Below are 14,507 nucleotides of genomic sequence, written 5' to 3' on the forward strand. Positions count from 1 at the left end.
CCAACACACTGGTTGTGACCGTGAGGAAGCCGCCCAGGTTGCAACCACTGTTCAGGAACCGGTTCGCGGTAACGACTGGCCGCTCAAGAGCAAGTTCGCAAATGCCTGTTTGTCGATTGGCCGACTGAGGAAATACCCCTGGACTTCGTGGCATTCATCCGAGCCCAGCGACCCCAATTGGGCCAGCGTTTCAACACCTTCGGCAGTGACGGTCAAGCCCATCGCCTTGCCCAGGTTGATGATCGCCTGGACCACGGCCCGATCGTTGCTGCTGTTGCTCATGGAGGCGATGAAGCGCTTGTCGATCTTGATGCCATCGAATGGGTAGGTACGCAAATAACCGAGGGATGAATAACCGGTGCCAAAGTCGTCCATGTTCAAGCGCACGCCCAACTCCTTGAGCGCATTCATGACCTGGAGCGCGCCATTCACATCGTTCAGCATGACGTTTTCGGTGATTTCCAGCTCCAGGCGACTCGCCGGGAAATGGGTTTCGATCAGTACCTGGCGCACATCCTCCACGACATCGCTGCGTTCGAATTGTGCCGGGGAAAGATTGACCGAAACCATCAACGCTCCCGGCCAGGTCAGGGCGGTCTGACAGGCCTCACGCAATACCCAGCGTGAAAGCGGGACAATCAGGTCGGTTTGTTCGGCCAGCGGGATAAACGCGTCGGGGCCCAACAAGCCTTGGGTCGGATGTTGCCAGCGAACCAGCGCCTCGACTGCGACGATTTCGCTGCCATCGACTTTGTAGCGAGGCTGGAAATGCAGGATGAACTCGTTGTTCTTCACCGCCTGGCGCAGGTCACTTTCCAGCTGGCGTCGGTGCTGGATCTGGTCGTTCATGTGCGAGACGAAATAGCACCAGGTCTTCTTGCCCTCTGACTTGGCCTGGTACAGGGCGATGTCGGCGCAGCGGATCAATTCACTCGGCACATAGCCTTGGCGGCGGCTGACGGCAATGCCGATGCTGGCGCCGATGTGCAGCGAATGGGTCTCGTAGTGAATCGGCTGTTGCAGGCTGTCGATCAATCGCGCACAGAATCGATCAATTTCAGCGCTGTGCTCCACGCCACTGAGCACCACCACGAACTCATCACCTCCCAGGCGCGCCACCAGGTCCTGCTCACGCGTGCTGTCGCGCAGGCGCTGGGCGACTTCCAGCAACACCGCATCGCCGGCCGGGTGGCCAAGCGAATCGTTGATCGGCTTGAAGTTGTCCAGGTCCACCATCAGCAAGGCCAACGGCGCGGCATGCTCCTTGGCGACCAAGGCGTCATCCAGGTGCCTCGCCAACTTGTTGCGGTTCGGCAGGCCGGTCAACGCATCGTGCAGCGAAAGATGCTGGACCTGGGCATGAGCTGCGACCTCGTCGGTGATGTCGCTGGCGGTGCCGCGATACCCCGTAACGACGGCCTTGTCATAGATCGGCCGCGCCGAAACCCGACAGAACCGCAACTGCCCGGAATGATCGCGGTAGGAACAACGCAGGTTGCTGGCGTTCTGATCCTCCACCAGTTTGCCTAGCCACAGCGCGATCGGGGTCGTATCGCAATACAACAATTGTTCGATGTCCTGGCCCAGCCACTGCTGGTCGGAAAATCCCGTGACGGTATTAAAGCGACCCGACAGGTAGGTGATGTGCTGCTGGCTATCGATTTCCCAGATCCAGTCGGACGCGGCTTCGACCACGGCGCGAAAGCGCTCTTCGCTGGCTTCAAGTGCTTGTTTCGACTTTTCAAGGCTGTCGTAGCTGGCGTCTACCTGTCGAGCCGTGCGCATGGCATAGCGAAAAAAGTAAGCCGTGAGCAATGCCAGGATCAGCAACGCCCCACCCAATGGCGGCAGCAGCGACCAGAGCAACTGCTGGCCCGGCCGCTCCAGCCGCGACACCAGGCTATAACCCGTGCTGTCGAGCGGCACGGCGGCCTGGCCGGGCCCCAACGCGGTGTCTTTGACGAGGGTCAACTCGGTAAGGCCGTAGCTCTTGCCCAACTTGCGAAGTTTGACGGGCGTGAGTTGATCGACGAACAGCAAGACCGACGTTCCTTCAGGCGCCACCCGGGGGCGTTCGTCATTGGGAAGAATCACCGAAGCCGTAACAGCGGCCGGCCAGCCTTCGAACAAGGTGTAACGGATCGCGGGCGTCGTCAGGTCAGCTTGCGCCTGGAGCTGATCCATGAGGTCCGCCAGCGGCGTATCCATGTAGGCCGTTGCCTCTGCCTGGACATGCTGCCCGCGCACCACGGCGTATTTGGTGCGCTCACGGTCAATGACGAATACCCCCTCAAAGTCATCATTGGTGAATAGCGTCTTGCCCATGTTCTGTTCGGCATAGGCCCACTGCACGTCGACTTCACCGTTGAGGTGATCGTAGGCCGTGGTCCAGTAGGCGTAGCTGGCGATGTAGTTCTTCGAGGCGGTGATGCGGTTATCAAGGGCGCGTTCGATATAGAAATGGGTTTTGCGCACATCCTCCGTATCCAGCTTTTGCGCGATGTTGAACAGCGCGACAACGGCCACCAGAACCCCCAGGACAAACAATCCGCCGACGGCCACCACCAGGCGACGGGTAATCGGCGTGTGACGCTTGGCGTCAGAGGGGGTAGCGGCAGTGGTGTCCATTGACGTGCTCCTGTCCTTGCGGCGCTGGCTTCGCCGTACAGCTTTACTTCATGAGCGGCGCTCGGCCCTGGCGTTTTCTTAACCTTAGCAGCCACCGCTGTGACAGATGACGAGCCTACGGAATTTGACGAAAGGGCCTACGCATCGCTTGCGCCACGGGTCGAACAATGGACTGTCCTGCGCTACTGATGATTCCAACGAATCTCAACGATCGGAGCGCTCCAAAGCATCGAGCACGCCTTCCCTGGACAAGGCCTCGACACAGTTGCGACCGCTGTGCTTGGCTTGGTAGAGCGCCGCATCGGCGCGCTGGATGAACGCTTCGGTACTGTCCAGGCTGCTAGGCACGAAGGCATAACAGCCCAGGCTCACGGTCAGATAACCGGAGGGGGAAGCCGAATGGGTAATATGCTTGTCGATGACACTGCGACGGATCTGCTCGGCCAATGCCATCGCACCCTGCAGGTTGGTGTCGGGCAGCAGCACAGCGAACTCCTCACCGCCGTAACGCACCGCCAGGTCGGCTTTGCGATGACAGCAATTCCTGAGCACGGTCGCTACTTCCGCCAGGCAGTGGTCTCCGGCAACGTGCCCGTAGGTGTCGTTGTAGCGTTTGAAGAAATCGATATCGAGCATGATCAGGCTCAACGGGCTGCGCTGACGGGCGCCTCGGCCAAATTCGATGTCCAGGGCGCGCTCGAACAAACGGCGGTTTGCCAGTCCGGTCAGGCTGTCATGGGTGGCGATCAGCTCCAGCGCCTCCTGGGCCCTGCGCAGGTCGGCTTCAATTCGCTCGCTGTTACGCACCTGGCGCACGAATACCCAGCCGAACAGGCAGATGCCCAGCACGACCAGGCCCACGATGAGACTGGATTGGAACGCCCTGTCGTACCAGCCCGCGAGGATCGCTTCTTCAGACATCGCGGCGGTGACAACCAGGGGATACGCGCGCAAATGCTGATGATCATAAAGCCTGATGACCCCATCGGCGGCGGAGCGGATCACCGCGTTGCCGATGACGGTCCCTTGCGTCTCATGCTGGAAGATCGCGTCCTGGGCCAGGGAACGGCCGATCTTGGTTTCATCGAAAGGCCGGCGAGCCAGCAAGGTTCCGTCGGCCAGGGCGAGGACCATCTCGCCTTCGTCATCGAGGCTAAAGCTTTTGAAGAACTGATCGAAGTAGGCCATTTTGACCCCGGCCATCAGCACGCCCTGGAAATTGCCGTCCGAATCGTTCAATCGCCGTGAAACGGGGATGATCCACTCACCATTCTGGCGACTGCGAATCGCCGGCCCGATATGCGCAAGCAGGGAGGCATTCTGTTGATGAAAAGCAAAATACTCGCGATCCGCGACCCCCGCTCCCCTGTGCAGATTGGCGAAGGAGGTGATGACCCAATGTCCGTCCTTGTCAAACAGGAACAGCCCATGTAACTGCTCCAACGATTGCACGCGCCGGGCGAACGTCTGTTGCAGACGCGGTTGTAACGCGTGGCCGAAACCGTCGATCTGCATCCAGTCCGCCAGGCTGGCGAGGACCAGGTCAGTCTGTTGAAACGTGTCCTGGGCCTGCTGGGCCATGGCCCGCGTCAGGTTGGCCGAGGCGACGCGGGCCGACGCCAGGTCGTAGCGACGGGACTGTTCCAACTGCAGGTAGAGCAAGCCACACAGGCACAGGCAGACAGCGGCGATAAACGCAACCGCTGCCTTGAGCAACGGCAGGCGCTTGAGAGCACCACCGGGAGCGTGGAACGGATCAAAAGTGGGGATAGGCAAGCGAATTCCTGAGGGGGGCAGGACATGAGCGAATCGCTCAAAGCCCCCAATATTCGTGAGCTTAGCCTGCCGCTTGTAGGGCGGCAATTAGCCATTGGAACGAAGCCGATGGGTGGCTGAATGGATCCAAAAACCCATCGTCGCTTCTGACGCGTGGCCTCCTCTTGAAGATGTTGTATCGCTGGTTTCATCGCACCGGCGGAACCCGGATTTCCCCAGCGCGGCATTGTGTCTTGACGCCCTTGCCACACTCGGTGAACGCCAGGTCCTTACTCATGCACACTCGCACTTCCGACAGTTGCGGCCCGCTGCAAATCACCGCTATGCCGTTGGAATCGATATCGGGATTGCTTTGGCGGAACAGCCGGGCAATCTCCTCAGCTTCCAGATAAGTAGAAGAGCTGAGGGGTTGCAACTGCGCGGGAATCTTTACCGTGCCGATGGCCTTGTCCGAAGCTTCCAGATAGCCCATGGCACCGAGCCCGCTGCAAGTCCCGTGTTTGGACCATTCATGCTCCAACAGCTTGCGGGTCGGAAACAGCGTCAAGCCCTTCTCTCGCTCGGCCGCGGTCAAGGCCACCTTGGGCGAGCAGGATTTCGGCCAGCCGCCCTTGGCATATTGCGGCCAGAGGCCATGGAGCACAAAACCGTAGCCTTTGCCGGAACACTGCGTGTCGTTCTGGTGAGTAAGGCAAAAAGTCGGCGACCAGGACAGCGCCAGTACGTAATAGTCGAACACTCCCGCGATGGATGGCGCGCGAACTTGATGCGGCTCCCGGGCACTGGCCGCGCCGATGGAACCTAATAGCATCGCAACCAGCATGACGACCGTAAAACATTGCTTCATCGACCCATTCCTTGGTGAATATCTAGAAAGACGGCATGAGGACGGACCCGGATTAATTTGCGCCGGTTGTCCAACCCATCAAAGTGCGCTTTTTTACAAGCAAACCTAGCCGGGGGCTATCTAAATTGCGTAACGCGCCATAACGTTGGCAGCCCTTGACTACCAATTCCCGACGACCATGAGAAAACCGACCCCGGCCGCCGACATCCCCTTGACCCGCCCCGCGACCGTCAGTCTGCGGGAAGCTTTCTGGTTCTGGCTCAAGTTGGGCTTCATCAGCTTTGGCGGCCCGGCGGGACAGATCTCGATCATGCATCAGGAGCTCGTGGAGCGCCGTCGCTGGATCTCCGAACGACGCTTCCTGCATGCGCTCAATTACTGCATGTTGCTGCCAGGGCCGGAGGCGCAGCAGTTGGCCACTTACCTGGGCTGGCTGATGCATCGCAGTTGGGGCGGGGTGATTGCCGGGGCGTTGTTCGTCCTGCCGTCGCTGTTCATCCTGATTGCGTTGTCCTGGTTGTATGTCGCCTTTGGCGAAGTGCCGGCAGTGGCGGGAATTTTCTACGGCATCAAGCCCGCGGTAACGGCAATCGTGGTGCATGCTGCGCATCGGATAGGCTCGCGCGCGCTCAAGAACGGCTGGTTATGGGTTATCGCTGCGGCGTCATTCACGGCCATATTCGCGTTCGATATCCCCTTCCCCCTTATCGTATTGGGCGCCGCTGTCATCGGCTATTTCGGTGGCCGCTGGGCACCGGACAAATTCAGCCTGGGTGGCCATGGGGCCAATCATCGATCCTACGGCCCGGCGCTGATAGACGACGACACCCCGCCACCGGAACACGCCCGGTTCAGCACCGCTCGACTCGTTCGGTTGGCGATGATCGGCGCCCTGTTGTGGTCATTGCCGATGGGGCTGCTAACGATGTTTTTCGGCTGGGAAGGCACCCTCACGCAAATGGCCTGGTTCTTCACCAAGGCCGCGTTGCTGACTTTCGGTGGCGCCTATGCGGTTTTGCCCTATTTGTATCAGGGCGCCGTCGAGCACTTTGGCTGGCTGACGCCGACCCAGATGATCGACGGCCTCGCGCTGGGCGAAACCACGCCCGGGCCGCTGATCATGGTGGTGGCATTCGTCGGTTTCGTCGGCGGCTACGTGATGCAAGTGTTCGGTCCCGATCAGGCCTTCATGGCCGGCGCCGTGGCGGCCTCGCTGGTAACCTGGTTCACTTTCCTGCCGTCCTTCCTGTTCATCCTGGCTGGCGGGCCGCTAGTGGAATCGACTCATGATTCGTTGAAGTTCACCGCTCCCCTGACCGCCATCACCGCCGCCGTAGTCGGCGTGATCCTCAACCTGGCCTGCTTCTTTGGCTACCACGTACTCTGGCCCAACGGCTTCGCCGGTGCGCTGGACTGGCCCTCGGCAATCATCGCGACAGCAGCGGCCATTGCGCTATTTCGCTACAAGCGCGGGGTGATCCAGGTGCTGTTGGCATGCGGGCTTGCCGGGTTGGCAGTGCATTTGCTGCGCTAGACGAGGCATTTGCTCAGATAGATTGCGGAAGCCGGGCACAGGGTCTTGAATTGCGCGGTGGCGCCGATTGCAGCAGGCGCCAGCGAGCGGTCTCGCGCCTGATAGCCCTGTGCAACGAAAAACGCCGCGGCGCTGTCCGTCAACAAGTGAAGCCACTCTACCCCGTCGTTTTTTGCAAACGCCTCGAGGACGGCCAACACCGTTGCGCCAGTGCCTCGCCGTCGTTGCCCTTCCAGCACAACCAGTGAACGCAACAATCTGTCGGAGCCCTCGCCCTCGAGGCCGCCGAACGCCACGTCGACGCCCTGCTGGCTGAAGCTGAAAAAGCGTCGGCCAGGTTGATCAAGGTCTTCTACCGGAAGGCCAGCCAAGGCGAGCGCCTTGAGCAGCGGCCCCAGTGCGTCACTGTTTAATGCTGTCATCTGCACGGCGAATGTCCTGTCCTATGCTCTGCTCTGAAACTACGCCGCCGCTACCGGAACCTGCAACAACTCCGGTAAGAAAATTGAACGGCCCCTGGCTGAGGCGAACTAATCAGGTTCATGGCCCGGCCAAGGCCTTTGCGTCAAATCGGCCTGGGGCCCGACCTGAACAGCAATGGCACAGGTGACCCGTCAATGGATTCAACCTCCCTCGAAATCTTTACCGACACCCAACTGCTAGGCATCTCCATCGCCAACTGGTTACTGGCACTGACCGTGACGGCGGTGAGTTTTATCATCGCCAGGACAGGCGTCGGTTTCCTCCTGAAAAACGTGCGTGCCCGGGCTCAAAAGCCTGATGCCTACCTCAGCCACATCGCTGTCGAAGTGCTTTCCAGTACCAGCAATACCTTGTTGTTATTGGCCTCGATTCTGATTGGCATCGGCGTATTGGACCTACCGGAACGCTGGTTGGGCCGGGTCAGCAGCCTTTGGTTCGTGGTGGCCGCCTTGCAGGTGGGATTGTGGGCAAACCGGGCGATCGCCCTGGCATTGCTGCACTATTTCGCCCGTCACAGCCATACCGATATTCATCAGAAAAGTGCCTTGGCCACCCTGAGCCTATGGGGCGCGAAGGTGTTCCTGTGGGCGGTGGTGCTGCTGGCCATGCTTTCCAACCTGGGCGTGAACATTACGGCCTTTATCGCCAGCCTCGGGGTTGGCGGCATCGCCGTGGCGCTCGCCGTGCAGAACATCCTCGGGGATTTGTTCGCCTCGCTGTCAATCGCCGTGGACAAGCCCTTCGAAGTCGGTGACTTCATTGTGGTGGGCTCCCTGGCCGGCACCGTAGAACACGTCGGTTTGAAGACCACGCGGATCCGCAGCCTGGGCGGCGAGCAGATCGTCATGGCCAACGCCGGGATGATCAGCACCACGATCCAGAACTACAAGCGGCTCCAGGAGCGGCGTATCGTTTTCGAATTTGCTCTGCCCCAGCAATGCTCGACAGAACAACTGCGCCAAGTGCCGGTTATCGTCGAACGCATCATCAAGGCTCAGGAAAAGACCCGCTTCGACCGCGCGCACTTTCGCGGGTTTGGCGAAAGCGCGCTGGAATTCGAGACGGTGTATATCGTGCTGGATCCCAGCTACAACGTGTACATGGACATCCAGCAGGCCATCAACCTGGGCATGATGGATGAATTCGCCAAGATCGGCGTGCGCTTCGCCATGCCGTCCCGTGCCGTGCACATCGCTTCGCTGCCGGATACACCCGAGCGAATGTCCAGGGACAACGTGCCCGCGCAGGCTGCGGCGTCGTTTCGGGCGCAGCATTGATGCGCTTTATCCCGTGTGAGCTGCCCGAATCCGGCCCTTCGCCAATCGAAATGAAACGACTCATGACCCAGCGCAAATGAACACTCAGCCCCTTCAGCTAAGCTCAACCTATCACCACGACAGGGGATAGACATGAGCAAGGCAGACGAACTCGCGACCAAGCTGAGGCAGGCCCAACGAACCCCGGCCGATACCGACAACTGCGCCGACCTGGCCATTGAACATTGGCCCGGCCAAGTCTATGACTTGTACCGTCAGATCGAAACCTGGCTGGCACCGGTCTGTGAGGCCGGCCTGGACATCCGACATAACCCGACCCACGTATTTGAACGCCATTGCAGTGGTTCGACCTACAACTACGCCATCGACCAACTGGTGATCGAAGGCAATCATCGGCGCATCGTGCTCGACCCGATCGCGCGCTTCTCCTCCAGTTCGGACGGCTGCGTCGAAATTCACATGACGGGCCTGGAGCGCTGCATCCTGCGCACCGTGGGCGGGCACGGCGAATCGATCTGGCATTTGTGGTCAACCGGACAGCAGCGCTCAGAACCGCTGACGCTGGATGAAGATGCCTTCCTCTCGGTTGTCGAGGAAGGCCTGGGACTCTGAAAAAAATGGGCGACCTTGAGTCGCCCATTTTCGCGAAGACTGAAGCGTTTAGCCGGCCGCCGATTCAAGTTCTGCGTCAGGCCCTGATTCAAGTGCCCGAGCCCCGTGGATCGTTGTTTGTCTGCCAACCAGAATTGTCCAGGCGTTATCGATCTCGTCGGCGGCGCCTTGTGCATGTTGGGCATCCGCCCAGCTCCAGTAGCGCTCGGACACCAACCCACCCACTGCCTGAGCGCATAACTCATCGCAACTGATGCCCATCTTGCCCGCAGCCGCGATCACCGCGAGGAGCGCTTGCTCCAATTGGGAAACTCTTTCGGTAGACACAACACTAACCAACTCGGCAGGTAACGAGTCCTAAGCTTATCAAGATATCAATGTGCCACCAACCGCAGCCGCCCAACGGTTCACTCGAGCACTTCCTGGTTTTGCATTCGCCGCATCGTTTTTGATCAACCCAACGCACCGGACGTCGCCGCGCTCGAAACTGGCGGAGACTGGCGAGCCGCCGCGCGGGCCGCCAGGAAGGCCAGGACGGCAGCGATGCCCAGTACGCCGGCGCTGGTTTCGAACGTCGCACGATAGCCGCTTGCATCAAACAGGACGCCTCCAACGGTGGCGCCCATGGCGATGGCAAGCTGGACGATCGCCACCATCAATCCGCCGCCTGCTTCGGCATTCTCGGGCAAGGACCTGGCCAGCCAGGTCCACCAGCCAACTGGGGCCGCTGTCGCCACCAGGCCCCATAGACCCAGCAGCACGGCGGTGATGATCACCGACTCACCGAACGCAACCAAGGCGAGGGCGATTGCTGCCATCAATACTGGGATGATGACGAGCGTCCGATACAAGCCATTTTTCAGGAATGAGCCGATCAGGAAGGTGCCGAGCAGACCCGCCAAACCAACCACCAACAGCATCAACGACAGCAGCGACACGCTCACCTGCGTCACCGTTTCCAGGAACGGTCGCAGATAAGTGAACAACATGAATTGCCCCATGAACAACGTGCTGACCGCCAGCATGCCCAATGCCACCTGAGCCTGAGTCATCAACTTGAAAGGGTTGCCAGTGCCTCGTTTCGCGTTGGCGGGCATCGACGGCAGGCGCAACAGCAACCAGACGAGGGCAAGCGCGGCGACAGGCACGATGCAAAGGAACGCGCCCCGCCAACCAATGATCGCCCCGAGAAGACTGCCTAACGGCGCGGCCACCACCGTCGCCAAGGCATTGCCTCCATTGACGACAGCCAAGGCGCGGGGGATTTTGTCCTCCGGCACCAGGCGCATGGCCGTGGCCGCCGACAGCGACCAGAAGCCGCCAATCGCAACGCCGATCAACGCACGGCCGAGCATGAATATCGCGTAATTGGGCGCCATGGCAGCCACTGTTCCAGACACGATCATCAGCATTGTCAGCGCGCAGAGTAGCCATTTACGGTCGACCCGAGCGGCGATCGATGCGATGAACAGGCTGGTGACCAGCGCAAATGCGCCGGAGACGGCAATGCCTTGGCCGGCCTGCCCTTCGCTGACGTGAAGATCCGTTGCTACCGGCGTCAGCAGGCTGACCGGCATGAACTCCGAGGCCACGAGCGCGAAGGCGGCAAGCGACATGGCGAGCACCGCACCCCACGCAGGCTGGCGCTGCGGTTTGGGCAATGAGGTAGTGGTCATTGATGAAAGCCTTGAAATTATCGATGGGTTAAGCGTCGGGCCTATGCAACGCCCGAAGATGAAAACGGCGGCTCGCAGCCGCTGATTGGATTCTCTGCATTCTCAAGGGCCCGCGCCGTTGGCCGGTAGAACGTTTCACTGAAGTTCTTGCCCGATCCTGTGAACGTGTCTGTAGGCCATAGGCAACGCTTCGCTTGGCGGGTTAATGTTCTGCCCATAACTATCAACCCGGCAGAAGATCGACATGACCACTCAGGGCAGATCGCCACAAGAGCGCCTCGCGGGCCTCATCGGTACCCGGGCGACCGGAACGGGCGACTTCGAGACGTCGATTGCCGGCCTGTGTTTTTTCCGCCGCGACGCCCCTGCGCCGCCCGCGACCTGCATGATCGAACCGAGCGTCGTCCTCGTCGCCCAAGGCATGAAACAGGTCTGGATCGGCGGCCAGGCTTATGGCTATGACACCACGCGATTTCTCATGACATCGCTGGATATGCCCGCAAATTCCGAAGTGCTGATGGCAAGCCCGGAGCAGCCGTGCCTGGGCTTGGTCATGAGGTTGGACTTGCGCATGGTCGCCGATCTGGTTGCCCAGGGCAGCCTGGCGCCACGCGTTGAACGCCCGGTCGGGATTGGCGCCGGAATCGGCACGGCTACGCCTGATTTCCTGGCGCCGTTCGCACGTTTGCTGGCCTTGTTGGATGAGCCCGAAGCGATCCCGGTCCTGGCGCCATTGATCCAGCGTGAAATCCACTATCGACTGTTGATGAGCGACCAGGCGGCGCGACTAAGGCAGATTGCCTCCGTCGACAGCCAGGGGCATCGGATCGCCAAGGCGATAGACTGGCTGAAACTGAACTACACCGAGCCAATCCGCGTCGACGACCTCGCGGCCCGCGTGCAAATGAGCGCGCCGACGTTCCATCATCATTTCCGCCAGCTCACCGCGATGAGTCCGCTGCAATACCAGAAGTGGCTGCGGTTGAACGAGGCAAAGCGCTTGATGCTCAATGAGCACCTGGACGTGGCGAGCGCCGCCTACAGGGTCGGCTATGAAAGCCCCTCGCAGTTCAGCCGTGAATACAGCCGCCTGTTCGGCGAACCCCCCAAGCGCGACATTGCCGCCTTGCGCCGGCCGCCAAACGTTATCTAGACCGTCTGATCGTTTTGTCATGGACCATCGTGGCGAAGGCAACTTGCTTGCGGTCAACCCCTGCCCTGGTAGTACTGCGCCATATAATCGACGAACGCCCGCACCTTGGCCGGCAGATGCCGGGCGTTAGGATAAAGCGCGTAGTAGTGCCGTTCCCCAAGGGTGTGCTCAGGCAGAATCCGCACCAGCCTCCCCGTCAGCAGGTCATCCTTCACCGTCGCTAAAGTGAACGCGGCGATACCCCCGCCCGCCAGGGCGCAGGCATGCAAGGCGGTAATAGTGTCTGTATGAAATGTGCTGCGGCAATCCAGCGTGGCCGATTGGCCGCTCTCATTTCCAAGCGTCCATTGGGCGGACGCGCCATAGGTCAACAATCGATGTTCGTTGAGTTCGGCAACGCTGCGAGGCAGACCGCACTTGAACACATAGGCCGGCGCCGCCACGAGCACAAGCGGCGAGACGCTGAGCTGTCGGGCAACCAGGCTGCTGTCGGCCAACGGCCCGCAGATCCGCAACGCCACATCGAAGCCATCAGCCACCAGATCGACCAGCGGATCGGAGCAAGACAAATCAACCCAGATATCCGGATAACGCGCCTGGAACGCCGGCAACCAATGCGCCAGTTCCAACGTGCCCACCACCAGCGGCGCGCTGATTCGAAGCAGCCCGGACGGACGTTCCTGCTCCCGGGCGGCCGCTTGGGACGCAGCGTCCACGCGATCGAGAATATCCACGCAAGCTGAGTAATACCCTTCCCCCGCCGCCGTCAGGCTCATATGCCGGGTATTACGGTTGATCAGTCGCACGCCCAGCGCGGATTCCAGTTGCTGCAAATGCCGCGACACCGATGAGTGCGTGGTGTCCAGTCGCTCGGCGGCGGCTGAAAAACCCTTGGCTTCGGCGATGCTGCGGAACACGCGCATGGCGAGCATCTGATTCATAGGGCTTCAGCGCACCGGTAGCTTGATGATGTCGGCGGTACTCATCACGTCACCGAACGTATCCTCGATTTCAGCCAGGGCAGCCTTATGTAAAGCGTCCTTGTTTATCGAGTCACCGTTGACCCGAGTGATCGCGCGGGTAGCCGAGGCATCGGCCGCCACCAGCACGTTATAGCCCAGCGGGGCCGCATCACGGGCAGCTCCCGCCACGCACGCATGGGTCATGAGGCCGGAGACGATCAGATTCTCGATGCCTGCGGTTTTCAGGCGGTTGTCCAGATCGGTACTGCCGAACACGCTCACGGTGGTTTTCTGCAAGACCGAATCCTTGGCCCGGGGCTGCATGTCAGGGTGGAATTTCACGGTTTCACCGTCAACGGCAAACACTGGCGAACCGGCAGGTGCAATGTGCTGGACATGGTAGACCGGCATTTCATGTTCATCGGCGAACTCGATCAGTTTGCGAGCATTGGCCAGCGCTGCAGGGCCGTCGGGGATCGGCATCTTACCGGCGAAGTATTCGTTCTGAAAATCAATCACCAGTAACGCGGTTTTACCAGAAGGCAATTGGCTGACCGGCGCGGCGCCAGACATGGCGCGGATGGTCGGGTGACTTTCGGCCAAGGCGCCAGCACTGGCGAGAACGCCCGATAAAACACAGGCACTGAGGAAACGGCGGGGGAAACGTTGCATGGGAGATTCCTTCATTCGTGGAGTGGATGAGGGAATGCTAGGGGGATGGTCTGCACCGGAACACAGTGCGCGCGGTACAGGACTTGTTTGGGGTTTGCACAGATACGTCGTTTGAAGGGCGACTCGTGAGGTCGCCCTCCTTCCGTCAGGATGCCAAAAGCTGCGCCTGCAATCGCCGTCCAATGACATCCAATAAATCGCAACCGTCCCGTAACGAGATCGCCAGTACTTGGGCGAAGTCGTGCAACACCACTGCATCGGTGCTGATTTCGGAACGCATCGCGAGGTTCACACAAAGTAAGCCTGGCAGACGCTGAAGCCGTATTTTACGACGGTATGGCCCTTGAACGAGAGGACAACGACCATGAGGAAACACGCTGGGTTATCATGGGCCGAGACGCAACCGGTCGTGTTCTCGTCGTTGCCTACACCTACCGCGAGCCGGACTTCGTCCGCCTCATCAGCGCGCGAGTAGCCTCCAAAAACGAACTGCATCAGTACCTAGGGGGGTGACCTATGAAAGAAGAATACGATTTCAGCACCGCCAAGCGCGGTCCCGTTGCGAGCAGTAAAGGCAAGACCCGCATCACCATCATGCTCGATGATGAGGTGATCAAAGCTGCTCGCGAGTCCGCCGAAAATACCGGTATTGGCTATCAAACCGTCATCAACCATCTGCTGCGTCAGGCCCTGGTATCCGAAACCGCCCACAACCTGGCACCAGCGCCGCAAAAGCGGACCCGCACCGTCAAACCCTACGCAAACGGAATTACCCGATCCGATGTGAAGGATCTGGAGAAACGGCTAGCCGCCATGACTGAAGAATTGCACAAGATGATGAATGCGCCCAAGCCCGGCAGCGCCAAGGCATCGGCATGATCTGGGGA

General features: G+C 60.1%; 15 protein-coding genes. 6 read left to right on the plus strand and 9 right to left on the minus strand.

Annotation, left to right across the window (positions count from 1 at the left end):
- Nucleotides 1–51: 51 nt before the first annotated feature.
- From HU762_RS10880 to HU762_RS10890, 3 genes are all read right to left on the minus strand, one after another.
- Entirely contained in the window at nt 52–2,628 is a 2,577-nt protein-coding gene (locus HU762_RS10880; RefSeq protein ID WP_186636463.1) for an EAL domain-containing protein, read from the minus strand.
- Nucleotides 2,629–2,832: 204 nt separating this feature from the next.
- Nucleotides 2,833–4,404 carry a GGDEF domain-containing protein gene (locus HU762_RS10885; RefSeq protein WP_186636473.1) on the minus strand — a complete coding sequence of 524 codons (1,572 nt, stop codon included), beginning with the start codon at nt 4,402–4,404 and terminating at the stop codon, nt 2,833–2,835.
- Between the two features lie 187 nt (nt 4,405–4,591).
- Nucleotides 4,592–5,251 (minus strand): ribonuclease T2, encoded by a 660-nt coding sequence (locus HU762_RS10890; RefSeq protein ID WP_186636476.1) that lies wholly within the window; start codon nt 5,249–5,251, stop codon nt 4,592–4,594.
- 178 nt (nt 5,252–5,429) lie between these two features.
- On the opposite strand from HU762_RS10890, the gene chrA reads away from it, so the two are divergent.
- Entirely contained in the window at nt 5,430–6,785 is a 1,356-nt protein-coding gene (gene chrA / locus HU762_RS10895; protein WP_186636479.1) for a chromate efflux transporter, read from the plus strand.
- Here the strand turns inward: chrA and arsN2 are convergent.
- A complete protein-coding gene (arsN2, locus tag HU762_RS10900; protein WP_189684656.1) occupies nt 6,782–7,207 on the minus strand; it encodes an arsenic resistance N-acetyltransferase ArsN2 in 426 nt (141 codons plus the stop codon). The genes chrA and arsN2 overlap by 4 nt on opposite strands.
- A 195-nt stretch (nt 7,208–7,402) precedes the next feature.
- Between arsN2 and HU762_RS10905 the strand changes: the two genes are divergently transcribed.
- Complete coding sequence (locus HU762_RS10905; RefSeq protein ID WP_186636485.1) at nt 7,403–8,545, plus strand: mechanosensitive ion channel family protein; 1,143 nt, start codon at nt 7,403–7,405, stop codon at nt 8,543–8,545.
- Nucleotides 8,546–8,677: 132 nt separating this feature from the next.
- A complete protein-coding gene (locus HU762_RS10910) occupies nt 8,678–9,157 on the plus strand; it encodes a hypothetical protein (protein WP_186636487.1) in 480 nt (159 codons plus the stop codon).
- 48 nt (nt 9,158–9,205) lie between these two features.
- Here HU762_RS10910 and HU762_RS10915 read toward each other — a convergent pair whose 3' ends face one another.
- Nucleotides 9,206–9,460, minus strand: coding sequence for a hypothetical protein (locus HU762_RS10915; protein ID WP_186636489.1), 255 nt, complete (start codon nt 9,458–9,460; stop codon nt 9,206–9,208).
- A gap of 149 nt (nt 9,461–9,609) precedes the next feature.
- A complete protein-coding gene (locus HU762_RS10920; protein WP_186636491.1) occupies nt 9,610–10,833 on the minus strand; it encodes an MFS transporter in 1,224 nt (407 codons plus the stop codon).
- Between the two features lie 244 nt (nt 10,834–11,077).
- Here HU762_RS10920 and HU762_RS10925 point away from each other — a divergent pair, with 244 nt between their 5' ends.
- Nucleotides 11,078–11,986, plus strand: coding sequence for an AraC family transcriptional regulator (locus tag HU762_RS10925; protein ID WP_186636492.1), 909 nt, complete (start codon nt 11,078–11,080; stop codon nt 11,984–11,986).
- 53 nt (nt 11,987–12,039) lie between these two features.
- On the opposite strand, the gene HU762_RS10930 is transcribed toward HU762_RS10925, so the two are convergent.
- The 3 genes from HU762_RS10930 to HU762_RS26905 form a co-directional block, all read right to left on the minus strand.
- The gene (locus HU762_RS10930; RefSeq protein WP_186636493.1) at nt 12,040–12,927 is read right to left on the minus strand and encodes a LysR family transcriptional regulator; all 888 of its coding nucleotides are present in this window, start codon (nt 12,925–12,927) and stop codon (nt 12,040–12,042) included.
- A gap of 6 nt (nt 12,928–12,933) precedes the next feature.
- A complete protein-coding gene (locus tag HU762_RS10935) occupies nt 12,934–13,620 on the minus strand; it encodes an isochorismatase family protein (protein WP_186636494.1) in 687 nt (228 codons plus the stop codon).
- Between the two features lie 145 nt (nt 13,621–13,765).
- Nucleotides 13,766–13,900, minus strand: coding sequence for a hypothetical protein (locus tag HU762_RS26905; protein ID WP_272975942.1), 135 nt, complete (start codon nt 13,898–13,900; stop codon nt 13,766–13,768).
- 23 nt (nt 13,901–13,923) lie between these two features.
- On the opposite strand from HU762_RS26905, the gene HU762_RS10940 reads away from it, so the two are divergent.
- Both HU762_RS10940 and HU762_RS10945 read left to right on the plus strand, forming a co-directional pair.
- Nucleotides 13,924–14,133 (plus strand): BrnT family toxin, encoded by a 210-nt coding sequence (locus HU762_RS10940; protein ID WP_186636854.1) that lies wholly within the window; start codon nt 13,924–13,926, stop codon nt 14,131–14,133.
- 3 nt (nt 14,134–14,136) lie between these two features.
- A complete protein-coding gene (locus tag HU762_RS10945) occupies nt 14,137–14,499 on the plus strand; it encodes a BrnA antitoxin family protein (protein WP_186636495.1) in 363 nt (120 codons plus the stop codon).
- The last annotated feature ends 8 nt before the right edge of the window (nt 14,500–14,507 follow it).

Source organism: Pseudomonas sp. SWRI92 (genome assembly GCF_014268685.1).
GTDB lineage: Bacteria > Pseudomonadota > Gammaproteobacteria > Pseudomonadales > Pseudomonadaceae > Aquipseudomonas > Aquipseudomonas marvdashtae.

Coding starts and splice junctions, on each gene's coding strand:
- HU762_RS10920 (WP_186636491.1), bottom strand. CDS start 10,833: ATGACCACTACCTCATTGCCCAAACCGCAGCGCCAGCCTGCGTGGGGT.
- HU762_RS10905 (WP_186636485.1), top strand. CDS start 7,403: ATGGATTCAACCTCCCTCGAAATCTTTACCGACACCCAACTGCTAGGC.
- HU762_RS10930 (WP_186636493.1), bottom strand. CDS start 12,927: ATGAATCAGATGCTCGCCATGCGCGTGTTCCGCAGCATCGCCGAAGCC.
- HU762_RS10935 (WP_186636494.1), bottom strand. CDS start 13,620: ATGCAACGTTTCCCCCGCCGTTTCCTCAGTGCCTGTGTTTTATCGGGC.
- arsN2 (WP_189684656.1), bottom strand. CDS start 7,207: ATGACAGCATTAAACAGTGACGCACTGGGGCCGCTGCTCAAGGCGCTC.
- HU762_RS10945 (WP_186636495.1), top strand. CDS start 14,137: ATGAAAGAAGAATACGATTTCAGCACCGCCAAGCGCGGTCCCGTTGCG.
- HU762_RS10925 (WP_186636492.1), top strand. CDS start 11,078: ATGACCACTCAGGGCAGATCGCCACAAGAGCGCCTCGCGGGCCTCATC.
- HU762_RS10880 (WP_186636463.1), bottom strand. CDS start 2,628: ATGGACACCACTGCCGCTACCCCCTCTGACGCCAAGCGTCACACGCCG.
- chrA (WP_186636479.1), top strand. CDS start 5,430: ATGAGAAAACCGACCCCGGCCGCCGACATCCCCTTGACCCGCCCCGCG.
- HU762_RS26905 (WP_272975942.1), bottom strand. CDS start 13,900: ATGCGTTCCGAAATCAGCACCGATGCAGTGGTGTTGCACGACTTCGCC.
- HU762_RS10910 (WP_186636487.1), top strand. CDS start 8,678: ATGAGCAAGGCAGACGAACTCGCGACCAAGCTGAGGCAGGCCCAACGA.
- HU762_RS10890 (WP_186636476.1), bottom strand. CDS start 5,251: ATGAAGCAATGTTTTACGGTCGTCATGCTGGTTGCGATGCTATTAGGT.